Raw genomic sequence first — 15315 nt, 5'->3', positions numbered from 1 at the left:
GAACTCGCTGTGCATCACGCCTTTCCCAGCAGACATGCGTTGAATCTCATTGGGACCAAGCACCTCTTTATGTCCCATGCTGTCCTGGTGCGCCAGAGATCCTTCGAGCACATAGCTCAGAATCTCCATATCGCGATGGCCGTGGGTGCCGAATCCCTGTCCGGGCGCTACACGATCTTCATTGATCACGCGAAGGCTGCGAAATCCCATGTGTTTGGGATCGTAGTAATTTGCGAATGAAAACGTGTGATACGAATTAAGCCAGCCATGGTCGGCATGGCCGCGTTCTTCACTTTTGCGAATATTGATCATAGTTCCTAATCTCCCTCACAAACTTTCAACCAACTTTCTCTTTTCCGCTCTTCTCTCTTACCTCTTCCGCGTGCAGGCCTAACTTCTTAATCGATAGATAAAGTTGCCGACGTTCTTCTTCCTTTAGGGGCGTGGTCGCCGACTCAAGATCCCTGAGGTGCTGGTTGAAACTCGCCTGGATCAAGCGCTTGCCTTCCGCTGTTAACTCAATCACCCGTGCGCGTCTGTCGGACGACTTGAAGTTGCGAGTAACCAAACCGTTCTTCTCGAGTCGATCGATGGCGGCGGTCATGGAGCCGCTGGCGAGCAATACCTTGCTCTGAATCTCGGTGATCGTCAAAGGTCCTTTATGGAGCAGAGCTTCGAGCACCATGAAGTCAGAAAATCCGAGTCCGGTGCCAACGATGCTCTGCTCAGCCAATGCCTTCATCGCGCGATGAGCCTTAGCGAGGACCAGCCAAAGCCTCGCCGCGTCGATCTCTGCGCTCTTTGTCATCGTTATCCCTCAGGCGCGCTGGCCTGCCGCCACGCTCGAACCATTCGCAGTGAGCGCACGATCGATCGAGAAAGCACCGCCTCCCTTGATCATCAGGAAGATCGTGGCCGCCAATGTCAGTAAATGGTACTCAATGCCTTCTCCCTTTTGCGTACCCGCCCAATTCATAAAGAAGCCAAATTGAGCGTGAACCATTGCTATTGCAACCAACATGTTGACCGTGATCCCAAATGCAGCGATGCGAGTGAGGAAACCGAAGATCAGTCCCAATCCACCGAAGAACTCGGCAGCGATGGCCAGAAACGCAAACACGGCCGGAATGTGCATGGCTCCGGTAAAGAAACCCATCGTGCCGGTAAAGCCATAGCCGCCGAACCACCCGAACATCTTCTGTGCTCCATGGGCGAAGAACACGATGCCAAGGACTAAACGAAGAATGGTGATTGCTGTACTGTTGTCGGTCGAAATCAATTTGCGAAGCATGAACAGCCTCCTTTATAAGGCGAGATTGGCCTGATTCAGGGCAGCCGAATCAGATAACCATCAGATGGTATATCTCGATATGAAGATTCTTTTCATGGAGGTATATGAGAACAAAGAGTTACGGGATAGGTTTGCAAGAGCCGAGGTGGCTAGCCATGCCGGAACAAACGAAGATTCGACAATTTTTCGCAACCGCTTGGCAGGATTTATCAGCGAAAGAGAGTGCTTGGCTTCGCGACTGGAAGCCACGGCATAGAATGTAGGACGCCTTCCTGAAAGGAGCTTCAATGCCCACCAAACGCAACAATCATCGCTCCACCACCAAAATAAGCGCGCAACCGAGACTGCATCAGAGTGCCAACGAGATTCAGGCCTACGGAACCGTGAATCATCTTCTGCCGCTTGAATTGGAGGAGCCTGTGCGGCTCGAAATCACGGCTCAGCTGAATCAACTGCTGGCCGACACCATGACGCTTCGAGATCTATATAAGAAGTCGCATTGGCAAACTGCAGGACCGACCTTTTATCAGCTCCATCTGCTTTTTGATAAACATTACGACGAACAGGTAGAACTCGTGGACGCGATTGCTGAGCGCATTCAGTTGCTCGGAGGCGTGAGCATCGCCATGGCAGCCGACATCGCGGAGACCACGCAGATCGATCGTCCTCCGCGAGGACGCGAAGTCGTTCCGGTGCAGCTCTCGCGTCTGCTCGATGCACATCAGGTGATCATTGGTGAAGTCCGCAAGCTGGCTCGACGTGCTTCCGATTTGGGGGATGATGGAACCAACGATCTTCTGATCAGCCAGGTTCTGCGTACCAATGAGCTACAGGTATGGTTCGTCAGCGAGCATCTCGTGAACGTGCCGCTTGTGCAGGTGAAGGAAGCAGCCGCCGGCGCAGCCTGAAGGTAGAGAACGCAGCACGCTGGGGCGGAGGTCTCTGCCAGGTGGGACCAGCTACTCAGAGCTTCCGCCCGCCTGCTGAACGAGCAAGGAGAAATCAGAGAGCACGTAGACGTCTCCATGGGCAACGAAGAGCTCCGCTATCTGAATGGCGTTGCAACTCAATTGAGCGCGGATGCCGAGATCACGATCATGCAGTCAGTGAGTGGAGAAAACGACTCCGCAAAACCCGGCTGTTTCAGATTCGCGTCGGCAGCACAAGTGACGCGGCTGCAAAAACCTTTACCGCCCAGCCCAACTGCCGACGCGGCATTGATGAAAACTCGTTTCTCTCGTCCGATCAGTCGTCCAATTAACGCGTCGACCGAGATCTTTCCTGGCCCGAAGACGAGTATCAGAAGCGCCGCGAACAAGAACGTGTACGGATCTGCCGCGTAAAACTTGCCTGGCTCTGAAAAAATTGCGCGCAGGGCTTCGCGATCTGCGGTTACATAAGCTCCCAGCATGTCAGCAAGCAATGGAAGCGAGATCAGTCGCGATCCCAGCCCAAGGAACAGCAGGATTCCACCGACACACTCGCTGGTTCCTACAACATAGGCAGTGACGTTCGGAAACGGAAGGCCGAGACTGGTGAAGAAGTCCACAACTTTGGGGATGTCCTGCAGTTTTCCCCATCCGGTTTGGAAGAATTGCCATCCCCAGTACAGACGCACGACAAGAAGAAGTGGTGACTGCAAGTAGTTGGTGGCGTTCGCAAACGCGGTGTACACGCCTGTCGCTCTGGATCGAATGCTGCTCATGTCTTTACCTCGATGCATCGATAAACTTCACTCAACGCATGAGAGTTCGAAGGAGCGCTAATGTTTCAGGGTTTATAGAAATGTTGCTTGTAGTTGATGATCCAAAATGAGACGAGCTTAGCGCGTGAGCTTATCGAGGCTTTTTCGCAATCGTTCACCGAATCCGGAGGGCAATTCAAACGTTCGATCGTCGGCCACGAGGCGGATTACGTTCTCGGTTCCCTGCACCAGAGCCCTGCAGTGGTGGCACTTGCGCAAGTGCTCCTCTAGTTGCGTTCGAAGTTCGGGTTCCAAGTCGCCGTCGATAAAGGACGAGACAAGTTTCCGAAGGGCGCGGCAGCTAATTTCAATGATCAACACTTTCCTTCATTTCCAGAACAAAATCTCGTCAGGCCGGAAGCCGACCAGCTCACATCCGCAATGGGTCAGGCCCGGACACTTACAGCTTGAGATTCCCACACAAGGCATGCGATTCATAGCTGAAGCGAATGTTTCAGAAGATTGCTCGCGAGCGCCAAACATGAGATATGCTTAGGCAAATTAAGAACACAACGATCGGGTAGGCACGAACCCCTTTCTGCAATTGCCATGGCGAGTACCGCACCAACTCTGTCGGAGCAAGCGCTGATCGAGCGCGTTAAGGCTGGAGAGTCAGAGCTCTTTTACCAGCTCATTGAGGCTTATCAGCGGGCGGTCTTCTCAGCTGCGTACTCGGTCCTGGCGAATGAGGCTGACGCCGAGGACGTCGCGCAAGAAGCCTTTCTGAAAGCGTACTCACGGCTTGATCAGTTCCGAGGCGAGTGCAAATTTAGTACATGGCTGGTCCAGATCGCAGTGAATGAAGCGCGTATGCGCCGCCGTAAGGATCGAAAGGCTCTCTACGACTCCATAGATGAGGGTTATCAAGACGAATCCGGCGATTATTTTCCCTGTGACTACGCAGATTGGCGAGAGATTCCGTCCGAAGCTCTCGAACAGAACGAACTCAAGACAGCCCTGTCGCGAGCGATCAGCTCGCTGAAGCCCATGTACAGGGAAGTCTTTATTCTGCGGGATGTGCAAGGACTGAATGTCCGTGAGACGGCCGAAGCTTTGGGCCTTAATGAAGCGCTCGTGCGCACAAGATTATTGCGCGCTCGGCTCCAGATGCGTGACGCGTTGGCACCTGGATATGACGGATCGTGGGTAAGTGGTAGTGCATCTTATAAAAAGGTCAGACCCTTTTAATGACGGTTATCGAGATTAGCTGCGTGCACGTCTGGAAAGAGATCTCCAATTACATTGACGGTGATCTCGATCCAGCTCTGCGCGAGCGCATGTCGGCTCATTTCAAGAGCTGCGCCCACTGTTCTGCGATTCTGGATGGTACTCGCAACGTGGTTGGTCTAGTCGCTGATGGCAAAACCTTCGATCTGCCGAGAGGCTTCAGCGAACGCCTGAAGCAGCGATTGGCTCAGAACCTGCCCAAGCACTAGCTTCCTCCGCCAGCATTTCTGGGTGGTGATCCGTGTTATCAATGAAGATCCGAATCTGCCACTTGCCAGCATCAGTTTTCTGCCAAATTTCACAGTATCTGGAACGTTGAATGACTGGCTCGCCACCCGATTTGGGAATCAGAGTGAGGTTGTGCCATCCCCAGTCATACGCGGTCTCACCGAGCACGACAACGGCAATAATGATGACCTCGATTTCGGCGTTGTACTCTCGGAAAAGATTGGTGACACGCCATCGCAGCGCTGTTTTTGCTTCTGCACCGTAGAAGCTGGCCTCGCCTTCTGACATGTCGGTAAAGGAATCGGCGAAAACGCCGAGCAGGCGTTCCACGTCACCCGTGTTATAGGCTTCGCGAAACTCGGTTTTGGCGACACTGATCGCTTCTTCGTCGGTCATAGCACTGCTCCTGGAGCGAGGATCAGCGCAATCTATCGTGCTATCGCCTCAACGTCAATATGGATGAGTTCAGCAGCTCATGCGCTCTGGCGGGCGCTGATTGCCTTTGTGGACTCGTTTCGCTGAAACCGGGATGCTTGTTGTGCTGGCCGGAAAGTCACATACTGAACTAAGTCCTTCGAAAACAGCAGATCTAGAGTCCAATCGAGTGCAACGCGAACTTTCTTTTCGAGCCGCGGCAGCTTACTCAAATAGATGGTTCGCCATAGCCACCATGCAATGAATCCCTGAAAGTTCTTGCCGAGAATGCTTGCCACGCCACAGCGCCTGCCGATCGCGGCGAGCTGTCCTATCGTCGCAAAGGAGAAAGACTTTTTACTCGCGCCACTGAGTGTTGCGAGTAAGTTGTGTGCCAGCACCTTGCCTTCGCGTAGCGCGTGCTGCGCGGTCGGAGGGCAGTACTTGCCAGTAGTTCTGTCTGGTACAAGTGCACAATCTCCGATAGCCCATACGCCGGCCGACCCTTTCACTTCCAGTGTGTCATTGACGACGATGCGTCCACGTTCTTTCGCGCACGGCAGCGCCGCAAGTAATGAATGAGGAGTTGTTCCAGCCGTCCAAATCAACGTGTGCGTTGCGAGGAGACTGCCGTCGCTGAGCATGACCGTGCCGTGCTCGTATCCTTCAACCTTCGTGTTTAGCCGAATATCGATTCCTTTGCGCCGAAGAGTTTCTTGGGTGTACTGACCAAGACTGGTACTGAGTTCAGGCAGGACAGCTGGCCCAGGATGAACAAGAACCATCCGAATGTCTTCCTGCCGAATGTTGGGAAAGAATGGCAGCGAGTCACGTACGAAATCGTTGATGCCACCCATCGTTTCAACTCCTGCGAAGCCGCCTCCAGCGACGATGAACGTAAGTAGGGCTTTGCGATTCCCGCTGTCCACGCACTCCGTATCTGCTTCTTCAAGCAACGCAATCAGACGGTTGCGCAAATTGATGGCATCTGACAGTGATTTCATGGTGAGTGCGTGCTCTTCCAGGCCTGGAAGGCCGAAAAAGTTCGTTGACGAGCCGAGGCCCAGCACAATCTGGTCAAATTCGAGCTCGTGCGTGTGACGATCAAAACCATGAGAAACAAGAACGCTTCGTTTTTCGAGGTCGATGTCTTCAACTTCGCCTTCAAAGAAATTCACCTTCCGCAGAAGCTTGCGAACGGGATTCACGATGTTCGTGAGGTCAAGGTCCCCAGCAGCGACCTCGTGCAGCATCGGAGTAAACAGAAAGAAGTTCTCGCGATTGACGAGGGTGACCTCGACATTCGGGTACTTGTGCAGCTTCTTCTCGAGTCCGAGCGCCGTGTAAAGGCCGCCGAAACCACCACCCAGAATTAGAATGCGATGCTTGGCGCTCATGAGACCCTCCGGTGCGTTCAGCCGCTATGATTCCTGACCGGGTGATTTGGGACAGGAGTTCGCGACAAAATATGCCGCATACGTGTTATTGGAGGAAGCCTTCCTTCTGGACCGTTTGAGACGGCAAGCTATGCAACCTGGCAGTAAACTTTGATGGCTCCACTGCCATTCGTCAGGTGATTAAAGAGTTCATCATAGTTCTGAAGGCCGCGCACTGGATGTGTGAGCAACCGGCTAAGCCATCCTGGGAACTGCGATTCCGCCATCGCCATGTCGCGTACTCCGGATTCGAAGTATTCGCGGTTTGCATTGACAGTTCCAACCATCACCTTGTTGCCAAGAACGAATTCCAAATTGATCCTGTCGGCTGGAACTTCGACGCGCTTGTCCCCCCCAGTGACGCTGGAAAGGATCAATACGCCGTTTTTTGCCAGCGCCTGCATGCTCTCGAAGACAATCGGAGAGAAGCCGGTTGCTTCGAAAATGATGTCGAACTGACCGTACTTCTTAGCGCCTTCGATGACGGGGAGCTCCTGAGTGATCTCATACTTCGCTCCCAGTGCTTCGATGAGATCTGCGTTCAAGTTCGGTTTCGCCGCGCGAGCGAAGGTCACAACCTCCAGGCCGCGCAGACGCAATACAAGAGTGGCCAGAAGGCCGATCGTTCCCGCTCCCATCACAGCAGCCTTGCGGGGTCTCCACAGCTTTAGACGCCGCTGGATCTCGTACGCCTGAACGATTCCTTTCTGCACTACGGTCATCGGCTCGAGGAGCACGCCTACATCTTTCAGTCCGACCGGAATCTTCACCATGAAGTCGGCGTCATCGACGTAGTACTCCGTCAAGAATCCGTGCAGCAGGTTGATTCCGCGTTCCGACGTAGTCACCAGGCTTGAATTCCGTTACTTCTGGTCCGACGGCCTCTACTTGGCCGAAGCCCTCGTGGCCGATTACGAGGAAGTCATAGCCTGACGGTGCGGCGCCGTACTCAGCGGCATTGATCTCCTTGTCGGTTCCGTCAACGCCAACTTTCAAGATCTTGACCAGCACGCCGCGGCCGTTTGGGACTTCGTTGACGCTTGGCTTGGGCAAATCGGCCAGATGTACACTGCCGACTTTGCCGGGAAATACTGCGATTGCTTTCATTGCTATCTCTCCTTGCTACTAAATCGTTATGAACTAGTCTCCTGCCGCTACTGCGGTCAGAACGGTTTCTGCGTCTTGCTCCTCGTGTCCCTCGCCGCTTTGTTGCAGCAGCTTGGCGACAAGACCTGTCCAGCCGGTTTGGTGGTTGGCCCCGACACCCTGTCCGGTGTCTCCATGGAAGTATTCGTGAAAGAGCACGAGGTCACGCCAGTGCGGATCATTTTGGAACTTGGATATCTCGCCGAATACTGGCCGGCGGCCCTGTGCATCTTGGAGAAAGATTCTGCTGAGGCGCCGCGATAGTTCAGCCGCGACCTCTGCGAGCGTCAGGAAGTTCCCCGAACCAGTCGGAAATTCCACTGTGAAGTCATCGCCGAGGTAATGATGATATTTCTGAAGCGACTCGATCAGCAGGTAATTCACTGGGAACCAGATCGGACCGCGCCAGTTGGAATTGCCGCCGAAGAGTCCCGTTCTGGATTCGCCCGGCTGGTAATCGACGCGGTGTTCTACTCCGCCGACATTGAGCACGTATGGATTTCTATCGTGGAATTTCGAGAGCGCACGGATTCCATAAGGCGACAGGAACTCGTTTTCATCGAGCATCACTTGGAGCACGCGGCGGAGCTGTTCGCGTCCTGCAATCGACAACAAACGTCGTTCGCCCATTCCGCAGGTACGCATGCACGCAACATTGCCGGTGAGATCCCCGCGATTCTCCACAAACCACTCCAACCGAGTTCGGAAGCCCTTCAGCTTTTCCAGAACTTCGGGCTCCAGCGTCTCTGCAGCAAACAGGGGGATGAGTCCCACCATTGAGCGCACCTTCAGCGGCATACGCTGTCCATCCGGCAGGTGCAGCACGTCATAGAAGAAACCGTCCTCTTCGTTCCAAAGGCTGTGGCCGTCCTCGCCGCGATGGTTCATCGCGCGCGCGATGTACAGGAAGTGTTCCCAGAATTTGCTGGCAACGTCTTCGTAAGCCGGGTTGTGGCAGGCAAGCTCGACCGCGATCGCAAGCAGATTGAGTGTGTACATCGCCATCCAGCTCGTACCGTCGGATTGCTCGATGTAACCGCCGGTCGGAAGCGGTGCACTGCGATCGAATACACCGATGTTGTCGAGCCCAAGAAAGCCGCCTTGGAAGATGTTCATGCCCTCCGCGTCTTTGCGGTTCACCCACCAGGTGAAGTTCAGCATCAACTTGTGAAACACTTTTTCGAGAAAGCGAATGTCTCCGACACCGCGCCGCTTCTTCTCGATTTTGTAAACGCGCCATGCCGCCCAGGCATGCACCGGCGGATTCACATCGCCAAAGGCCCATTCATAAGCTGGTAGCTGTCCGTTCGGGTGCATGTACCACTCGCGCAGCAAGAGGACGAGTTGCTCTTTCGCAAAATCTGAATCGACCAGCGCCAACGGAACGCAGTGGAAGGCGAGGTCCCAAGCCGCATACCAGGGGTACTCCCACTTATCAGGCATCGACATCACGTCTGCGTTGTAGAGGTGTCCCCAATCGGAATTGCGGCCTTTGAGTCGCTCTCGTGGCGGCGCTGGCTGGGCAGGATCTCCGTGGAGCCATTCTCGTGTGGTGTAGTGATAGAACTGTTTGGACCATAGAAGTCCAGCAATCGACTGTCGCATGACGTTCTTTCCATCCAGCGACAGGTCATCCGGGATCACCTGCTCGTAGAACTCATCAGCCTCCTGCTCTCGCCACAGGAAGATCTGATCGAAATCTGCATCGAATGGGTCAGTCTTCCCACTGAATGCGCGGTCGGTGAGACGCAATTTGATGCTGATGGTTTGGCCGGCTCCGACCTCAAGCTGATAGTGACCGGCGGCTTTTGTGCCGGCGTTTTCCGGATTTACAGCAGAGCGATCGCGGTGGACGACAAAGTCGTTGATGCCATCCTTCACATATCGGGAGCTGTTCTCGATACCGAATAATCGTTTTGCATTGGTCTCGTTTTCGGTGAATAGGATCTCCGGCCCATGCTGCAGGTACAACCATCGCTCGCCGCATTGCGGCTCCGACAAATGGATGACTCCGTGTCCTGCTTCGGGAAGAACCTGTTTTAGGCGCGGCTTGGCGCTGTTCCCATCCCAGGACCAGCAATTCCGGAACCAGATTGTGGGGAGTAAGCGGATACGCGCCGCCTCTGGTCCACGATTGCTGACAGTTATGCGGACGAGAATGTCATCCGGAGTGCTCTTCGCGTACTCGACAACCACATCGAAATATCGGTCCTCATCGAATATCCCGGTATCCAACAGTTCGAACTCAGGCTCGTCTTTTCCGCGCTGCCGGTTACGATCCACCAGTTCCGCATATGGGAATGCCGCGTGCGGATACTTATACAGGTACTTCATGTACGAGTGGGTCGGTGTGCTGTCGAGATAGAAGTAGTATTCCTTTACGTCCTCTCCGTGATTGCCTTCGCTGCCGGTCAGTCCAAAGATGCGCTCCTTGAGAATCGGATCGCGCTCATTCCAAAGCGCCAGGGCAAAGCAGATCTTCTGGTGTCGATCGCAGATGCCGGCGATTCCGTCTTCGTTCCAGCGATAAGCGCGTGAACGCGCGTGGTCATGCGGCAGATACTCCCATGCGTTCCCGTAAGGGCTATAGTCTTCGCGCACTGTGCCCCAGGCTCGTTCGCTGAGATAAGGTCCCCAGCGCTTCCAGTGGGCAACACGTTCTCGCGATTGTTTCAGGCGAAGCTCCTCTGCTGTCATCGTCGGTTCTCCATTTGCGCGTTCTGTACATTCGCTCCGGTCTTCGCGCTCACGACAGGAGTGCCATTATGGATTCTGATTACATGTCCGTCTGGATCCCGCACTGCAAGGGCCTGCATATAGCCGAGATCTGGCGACAGCGAGACTAGGCCGGGAGAGATGAACGTTGAATGTGCCGCCAGAAGTGCCTTGAACGTCGAGGACAGATCGTTGTTGACAAGCTCAGTTTCACGTCGCACGAGGTCGTTGGCCCGTTCATTGGAGGGAAATGGACGACCGTCCCGAGGTGCCAGGTACTCGAGCAACTCGATTCCAGGTCCGGCACAGGCGCGCAGAGCCGTAATCCGTAACCGTGCTCCGAAGACATTATTCAAATGCTCTTGCTCCGTGCCGTAATTTTCGCTTTCGCCCGCAACGCGCATGCCCAACAAGTCACGATAGAAGCGCAGGCTTGCTTCGGTGTCGCTCACCACAATTGCCGTGTGATCGATCCCGAGAAACAGGTGTCCACTACTGCGGTGCCACTTCGGATCGCCCTTGTCTGGCGGGACTTGCAGGAGCTCCAACGGATGTCCGTCCGGATCTTTGAAGTAGAAAGCGCGGATGCCGGCGGCGTTCTTGTTCCACTCAGGCAGAAGTTGCGGACCGGACGACGCAAACTCGACTTTGTTGTGCCGCAGCCAGTTAAAGGCAGCATCCATGTCGCTGACGATGATCGCGATGTGTTGAAACCATCGATCATTGCTGCGTGAATCCTGAGGGATTGCCACTCCTTTGGGAACTAAGAACTCTTCGAGCTCAATCTGTTCTTGGCCCAACTGCATGCGGACAGCGCGGATGCGCAGTCCAAACACTCCCTCCAGATGCTCGTAAGACTCGCCTATCAGCTCCAGATCGGAAATTTTCTTGAAGTCGAGCACACGGGAGTAGAAGTCGACAGCGCGATCCATGTCCGAAACTGTGATCTCGATTGCATCCACGGCCTGAACGGGCGAGGATGCCTTCTCTTGTGCGTGTGCGGCAATGCCTACAAGGAGAAGCAGCGCCAACATTACGAGAGAAACCCGATGCGCCGACGAATGACCTGCGACTTTCATGCGTGCTCCTTCACTGCCGCCAGTTCGGGAATCGCGGTAGCTTTGGCTGCCATTCTTTCGAGCAAGTGATCTCCAACGCGAAGTGCGTTGGCCATGATCGTGAGTGCAGGGTTCACAGCTCCGCAGGAGGGAAAGAAACTCGCGTCGACTACGTACAGGTTGTCGAGTTCGTGGGCTTTGCAGTTCCGATCGAGCGCGGAGCTTCGAGGATCGTTGCCAAAGCGCACTGTTCCGTTTTGGTGGGCAACGCCGGCCAGGGGAATTCGTTGCCCGATGAACTTATCCAGTGCAAACACATGGTCGTGTCCATCGATCTCGCGAATCAGGCTCTTGAGCTTCGCGACAAGTCTCTTGTGTCCTTCCAGATTATTTGGGACATAGGAAAGCACGATGTTGCCCTCGCGATCCAACGCCACGCGATTATTCGGGTCAGGCAGATCTTCGGAGGTCAGCCAAAAATCAAGCGAGTGCTTGGCCATAATGTCGAGCGTCATGCCGGGCACAAATGGAGGACCCCCAGCCGACAGCGTATCGGCATCGAGTTTCCCGACGAATGAAATGTGTCCCATCGGATACTGCCAAGTCTCGTTGGCAAAATAGAAGTCGTTGAGCGCGAGCGTCTTTTGGAAGACAGAATCGTTCCGCTCAGGCGAGATCGCCATCACAACCGAGTTGACATGTCCCATGTAATGGCGTCCGACGACATCAGAGCCGTTGGCTAGACCGTTCGGATGCCGGCCATTGGCTGAGCGCAAGAGAAGCGCGGCCGAATTAATGGCTCCGCACGAGACGACCACGAGATCTGCCGAGTACTCTTCCGGAACTCCCTCGCGCGTGAAATTTACATGCGTGACATCACGACCGGAGGCGCTGGTCTGCAGCTTCATTACTTGAGCATTCGTAATGAGTTCCACATTGGGATATTTCAATGCGGGATCGACACAGATCACCTGAGCGTCAGACTTGGCATAGATCAGGCATGGGTGTCCATCGCACGTCGAGCAGCGAATGCATGGGCTCTCGCGCCGGTTCTGCTCGTTGAGCATGATGCCGAGCGGAACGTGGAACGGCTTGTGTCCAAGCTTCTCCAGCTCATTGTGCAATTTCTGAATGCGCGGCTCGTGGCTGATCGCTGGATAGGGATAACCAGCACTTGCCCACGGATCCGTAGGATCTACACCGCGTTCACCATGCACCTGGTAGAGACGCTCTGCTTCGGTGTAATAAGACTCTAGCTCGTCATAGGCGATCGGCCACGCTGGCGAGATTCCATCAAAATGAGCGAGCTCTCCGAAGTCTGCTTCTCGCAGTCTGAACAGTGCCGAACCGTAAAACTTCGTGTTTCCGCCAACGTAGTAGTTCGTGTGCGGGTGAAGTGGCTTTCCATCACGGTCCTTCCAAACTTCTTTGGTGTTGTAGCGAGCTTCAATGTTGATGGCGCGCGTGCTCCAGTTTTCTTTCTCGCGCGGCACATAATCTCCCCGTTCGATCAGAAGGATGCTCTTGCCAGAAGGAGCTAATCGATATGCCAGCGTTCCGCCACCGGCTCCGGTTCCGATGATGATCACGTCGTAGTGTTTGCTCATATCGCCTCCTGGATTTTCGGGATCTCTACAGGTCTGCGAATTGGAGTCGCAACCGGCGCGAATGTTTCAGGACAGAAAAGAAAGCTGTGATTTTCTCGAAAGACTTACTGCCGGCCTGGATGTCCGCAGAAGATGCATGAATACTTCGGGTCGTGGACGAACTTTGCACAACCCTTGTCTGCACGTTTTCCACGCTTAAACAGTTCGGCCGCAAGGAGCATTGCGATCGGCGGAGCCACGAAGTAAATCCACTGGCTCGCCCAGAAGCCCGGCCACACTGCCGACGCAAAGCTGCGGGCAGGGTTCATGCTCATGCCGGAAAAAGGCGCTTCGAGCGAGATGTATAAGCAAACAAGAGATCCCACTATCAGGCCTGTAAAGCGCATCAATTTCGGCTGCGCGTTTGAGTGAAGCACTACAAGGAAGAGAACGAACGATATGACGAACTCAGCCATGAAGGCAATTGCAATTCCGGCGCCTCCGGGCTTGGTCACAGCGTAATTAACCGACTGGTGGGATATCCATTTTCCCAGAAGCGTCGATGCGATTCCTACACCGAGTGCTCCGCCGACAAACTGCGCCCCTACATAGAAGAGTGCATCCCGCCGGCTGATCCGACCGAGTGAAAGGAAGCTCAGAGTTACAGAAGGATTCATTTGCGCTCCCGATCTCTTTCCCCAGCGTGAATAGATAATGGCTATGGCTGTGGCGCCCATAAGTACACCCATGAGGCACCGGCGCACGACTGCCGACGCGATCGCCTGATGCAATGGAGATGCCGAGTGCTCTAGAAGAGCGCAGAATACACATGCCGAAAGCATGAACGTACCCAATGCTCCGGCTTCAATCAGATATTCAGGCCAGTGATGCGCGGTTTTATTTGCGGATGTTTCCCGTGTCTTTGGAGGAACGAGAGTCGTCGCCGTCGAACTCATGTGCGCTGGGATTCGCTTTCACCTCGCAAGTGACGGATCCGTGAAACATTCCTTGATGTTCGCAATCCCATACTTCGACGCACCAAGCACACATGCCGCACACCAACGACAACATAAAACTTGTTCAGCGCAAGGAAGTTGCGTATGACTCCGCAAACCGAATCACTGCCGACGAGAATACGATTCGCATCGTTTACGAGCAGATTTTGCATGGTTCCGCCTGCTTAAGCGCATCTTCGGACAGAAAACATGTCATGGAAGACGAAGACGTCCATTATTGATCGATGCTCTGCGGGCCCAGAGCTTCGGACTCGGCTGACGCTTTGCTCAGTTAGTTACCCTGAGTTCCTCACCTCAATACTGATGACATGAATCTCGGTCCTACCGACGTTCTCAACCGAGTGTGGCGGGAATGGTTCGGACCAGGTTGGTACGAGCAGGACACTTTTCTTTTCTGTGGCGCGGGTGTCGAACAGAACTGCGCCGTCAGCATCACGGCGTATATATTCTCCGTCACTAACCAGTATGAGTACAGCGGGCCAGTGATGTGTGTGCACGGGGACAGTGTGCCCTTCGATATACGAACATCGAGAACTCGCACACCTTCGTTCTCCAGCAGGACGTGGTGGTATTCAGGAGCGGCGGCCAGCGCATCGAGAGAATCGGGCCATGGCCACGATTCCTCACCACTCGCGAGATTGTCACTAACTGTTGCTCTACCTTCTAGCTCAATGCTGTTCATGGGACTCTCTGTACCGACAATGCGATCCTTTTCTTATAACGAAGTTGAAGCAGAGTGCACGACGTGCACTCTGCTTCGCTTAGTTGCCGCTGATGTCGGGATTACTGCCGAATGAGAATGACTGCTTGGGAAGAGCAATCTTCGTAAGGGTGTTTGTCCGACGGTCGGTTTCCACAACGGTGTTCGAATAACCGCTGCGAACCTGATCGACCTGCGCCGGCACAGTTGCAATTATTTTCCTGCCCTGAGCGAAAGTCACTTCCGCGTTCGAGCCGGTTCCAGACCACCTGATTGTGTATTCCCCTGCGGCGAGTCGGGCAGAGCCAACTGTTACCACATCGAAAATGTGAACGGTCGCTCGCATCTTGTCGCTCGCCCATCCGCTCACGGATAGGAGCGTAAGCGCGACCGCGGTTAATGTGAACTTACCTACTTTCATTTGTTATCTCCTGCTTTGAAATCGGCAGGAGCTTCGTAACCGAATCGTCCTGCTCTGACGATCTGATTCGCCAGAGCCCGTTTTGAAACACCGGTTTCAAAAACAAAGGTCCCGATTCGATGTTTTAGGCGAAATATCCTTCTACCTACGTAGCGAATCCAAGCACCACATGGAACCACGCTAATTGTGATCTAGCCACGTGGCTTTGATGGACACGTACATCAAGGCCATTACATTTCAAGAGCGTAAAGCTCAGAGCGATATTGTGCGGTTACTCCGCACATGAGAACGAAGCGTCGCGGTTTGCTGATGGGTTTTTCCTTCTTATGCCCA

General features: G+C 54.2%; 17 protein-coding genes and 1 pseudogene. 5 read left to right on the top strand and 13 right to left on the bottom strand.

Going from position 1 to position 15315, the window contains the following annotated elements:
• The 3 genes from DMG62_22725 to DMG62_22715 all read right to left on the bottom strand — a co-directional run.
• On the bottom strand, positions 1–312 hold a 312-nt coding region (locus DMG62_22725), incomplete at its 3' end, for a quercetin 2,3-dioxygenase (protein ID PYY20656.1).
• 25 nt (positions 313–337) lie between these two features.
• Entirely contained in the window at positions 338–808 is a 471-nt protein-coding gene (locus DMG62_22720; GenBank protein ID PYY20655.1) for a MarR family transcriptional regulator, read from the bottom strand.
• A 9-nt stretch (positions 809–817) separates the two neighbouring features.
• Entirely contained in the window at positions 818–1291 is a 474-nt protein-coding gene (locus tag DMG62_22715) for a hypothetical protein (GenBank protein ID PYY20654.1), read from the bottom strand.
• Between the two features lie 64 nt (positions 1292–1355).
• Here DMG62_22715 and DMG62_22710 point away from each other — a divergent pair, with 64 nt between their 5' ends.
• Both DMG62_22710 and DMG62_22705 read left to right on the top strand, forming a co-directional pair.
• The gene (locus DMG62_22710; protein ID PYY20653.1) at positions 1356–1547 is read left to right on the top strand and encodes a hypothetical protein; all 192 of its coding nucleotides are present in this window, start codon (positions 1356–1358) and stop codon (positions 1545–1547) included.
• Between the two features lie 31 nt (positions 1548–1578).
• A complete protein-coding gene (locus DMG62_22705) occupies positions 1579–2199 on the top strand; it encodes a DNA starvation/stationary phase protection protein (GenBank protein ID PYY20652.1) in 621 nt (206 codons plus the stop codon).
• A gap of 158 nt (positions 2200–2357) precedes the next feature.
• Here DMG62_22705 and DMG62_22700 read toward each other — a convergent pair whose 3' ends face one another.
• Together DMG62_22700 and DMG62_22695 are read right to left on the bottom strand one after the other, a co-directional pair.
• Entirely contained in the window at positions 2358–2996 is a 639-nt protein-coding gene (locus DMG62_22700) for a DoxX family protein (protein ID PYY20651.1), read from the bottom strand.
• A 117-nt stretch (positions 2997–3113) separates the two neighbouring features.
• Positions 3114–3356 carry a hypothetical protein gene (locus DMG62_22695; GenBank protein ID PYY20650.1) on the bottom strand — a complete coding sequence of 81 codons (243 nt, stop codon included), beginning with the start codon at positions 3354–3356 and terminating at the stop codon, positions 3114–3116.
• Positions 3357–3584: 228 nt separating this feature from the next.
• Here DMG62_22695 and DMG62_22690 point away from each other — a divergent pair, with 228 nt between their 5' ends.
• Together DMG62_22690 and DMG62_22685 are read left to right on the top strand one after the other, a co-directional pair.
• On the top strand, positions 3585–4223 hold the full coding sequence (locus DMG62_22690) for an RNA polymerase subunit sigma-70 (protein ID PYY20649.1): 639 nt from the start codon (positions 3585–3587) through the stop codon (positions 4221–4223).
• Positions 4224–4231: 8 nt separating this feature from the next.
• On the top strand, positions 4232–4471 hold the full coding sequence (locus DMG62_22685; GenBank protein PYY20657.1) for a hypothetical protein: 240 nt from the start codon (positions 4232–4234) through the stop codon (positions 4469–4471).
• Here the strand turns inward: DMG62_22685 and DMG62_22680 are convergent.
• The 7 genes and pseudogenes from DMG62_22680 to DMG62_22650 form a co-directional block, all read right to left on the bottom strand.
• Positions 4422–4886, bottom strand: a complete 465-nt coding sequence (locus DMG62_22680) for a hypothetical protein (protein ID PYY20648.1) — start codon at positions 4884–4886, stop codon at positions 4422–4424. The two genes, DMG62_22685 and DMG62_22680, sit on opposite strands and share 50 nt — an antisense overlap.
• Before the next feature lie 77 nt (positions 4887–4963).
• Positions 4964–6301 (bottom strand): NAD(P)/FAD-dependent oxidoreductase, encoded by a 1338-nt coding sequence (locus DMG62_22675; protein PYY20647.1) that lies wholly within the window; start codon positions 6299–6301, stop codon positions 4964–4966.
• 128 nt (positions 6302–6429) lie between these two features.
• Positions 6430–7447, bottom strand: a pseudogene (locus DMG62_22670) (glucose dehydrogenase).
• A 33-nt stretch (positions 7448–7480) separates the two neighbouring features.
• Complete coding sequence (locus tag DMG62_22665) at positions 7481–10183, bottom strand: glucosidase (protein PYY20646.1); 2703 nt, start codon at positions 10181–10183, stop codon at positions 7481–7483.
• Positions 10180–11280 carry a glyoxalase gene (locus tag DMG62_22660; GenBank protein PYY20645.1) on the bottom strand — a complete coding sequence of 367 codons (1101 nt, stop codon included), beginning with the start codon at positions 11278–11280 and terminating at the stop codon, positions 10180–10182. The genes DMG62_22665 and DMG62_22660 overlap by 4 nt, the downstream gene beginning before the upstream one ends.
• The gene (locus tag DMG62_22655) at positions 11277–12866 is read right to left on the bottom strand and encodes a dehydrogenase (GenBank protein PYY20644.1); all 1590 of its coding nucleotides are present in this window, start codon (positions 12864–12866) and stop codon (positions 11277–11279) included. The genes DMG62_22660 and DMG62_22655 overlap by 4 nt, the downstream gene beginning before the upstream one ends.
• Before the next feature lie 104 nt (positions 12867–12970).
• The gene (locus DMG62_22650; GenBank protein PYY20643.1) at positions 12971–13801 is read right to left on the bottom strand and encodes a hypothetical protein; all 831 of its coding nucleotides are present in this window, start codon (positions 13799–13801) and stop codon (positions 12971–12973) included.
• A gap of 92 nt (positions 13802–13893) precedes the next feature.
• Between DMG62_22650 and DMG62_22645 the strand changes: the two genes are divergently transcribed.
• Positions 13894–14082 carry a hypothetical protein gene (locus DMG62_22645; protein ID PYY20642.1) on the top strand — a complete coding sequence of 63 codons (189 nt, stop codon included), beginning with the start codon at positions 13894–13896 and terminating at the stop codon, positions 14080–14082.
• Positions 14083–14622: 540 nt separating this feature from the next.
• Here the strand turns inward: DMG62_22645 and DMG62_22640 are convergent.
• Positions 14623–14982, bottom strand: coding sequence for a hypothetical protein (locus tag DMG62_22640; protein PYY20641.1), 360 nt, complete (start codon positions 14980–14982; stop codon positions 14623–14625).
• Between the last annotated feature and the right edge of the window lie 333 nt (positions 14983–15315).

The sequence above is a fragment of the Acidobacteriota bacterium genome, assembly GCA_003225175.1.
Lineage (GTDB): Bacteria > Acidobacteriota > Terriglobia > Terriglobales > Acidobacteriaceae > Gp1-AA112.
This window is presented reverse-complemented; position numbering and strand designations above follow the sequence as displayed.

Coding starts and splice junctions, on each gene's coding strand:
- DMG62_22720 (PYY20655.1), bottom strand. CDS start 808: ATGACAAAGAGCGCAGAGATCGACGCGGCGAGGCTTTGGCTGGTCCTC.
- DMG62_22715 (PYY20654.1), bottom strand. CDS start 1,291: ATGCTTCGCAAATTGATTTCGACCGACAACAGTACAGCAATCACCATT.
- DMG62_22710 (PYY20653.1), top strand. CDS start 1,356: ATGGTATATCTCGATATGAAGATTCTTTTCATGGAGGTATATGAGAAC.
- DMG62_22705 (PYY20652.1), top strand. CDS start 1,579: ATGCCCACCAAACGCAACAATCATCGCTCCACCACCAAAATAAGCGCG.
- DMG62_22700 (PYY20651.1), bottom strand. CDS start 2,996: ATGAGCAGCATTCGATCCAGAGCGACAGGCGTGTACACCGCGTTTGCG.
- DMG62_22690 (PYY20649.1), top strand. CDS start 3,585: ATGGCGAGTACCGCACCAACTCTGTCGGAGCAAGCGCTGATCGAGCGC.
- DMG62_22680 (PYY20648.1), bottom strand. CDS start 4,886: ATGACCGACGAAGAAGCGATCAGTGTCGCCAAAACCGAGTTTCGCGAA.
- DMG62_22675 (PYY20647.1), bottom strand. CDS start 6,301: ATGAGCGCCAAGCATCGCATTCTAATTCTGGGTGGTGGTTTCGGCGGC.
- DMG62_22665 (PYY20646.1), bottom strand. CDS start 10,183: ATGACAGCAGAGGAGCTTCGCCTGAAACAATCGCGAGAACGTGTTGCC.
- DMG62_22660 (PYY20645.1), bottom strand. CDS start 11,280: ATGAAAGTCGCAGGTCATTCGTCGGCGCATCGGGTTTCTCTCGTAATG.
- DMG62_22655 (PYY20644.1), bottom strand. CDS start 12,866: ATGAGCAAACACTACGACGTGATCATCATCGGAACCGGAGCCGGTGGC.
- DMG62_22650 (PYY20643.1), bottom strand. CDS start 13,801: ATGAGTTCGACGGCGACGACTCTCGTTCCTCCAAAGACACGGGAAACA.
- DMG62_22645 (PYY20642.1), top strand. CDS start 13,894: ATGCCGCACACCAACGACAACATAAAACTTGTTCAGCGCAAGGAAGTT.
- DMG62_22640 (PYY20641.1), bottom strand. CDS start 14,982: ATGAAAGTAGGTAAGTTCACATTAACCGCGGTCGCGCTTACGCTCCTA.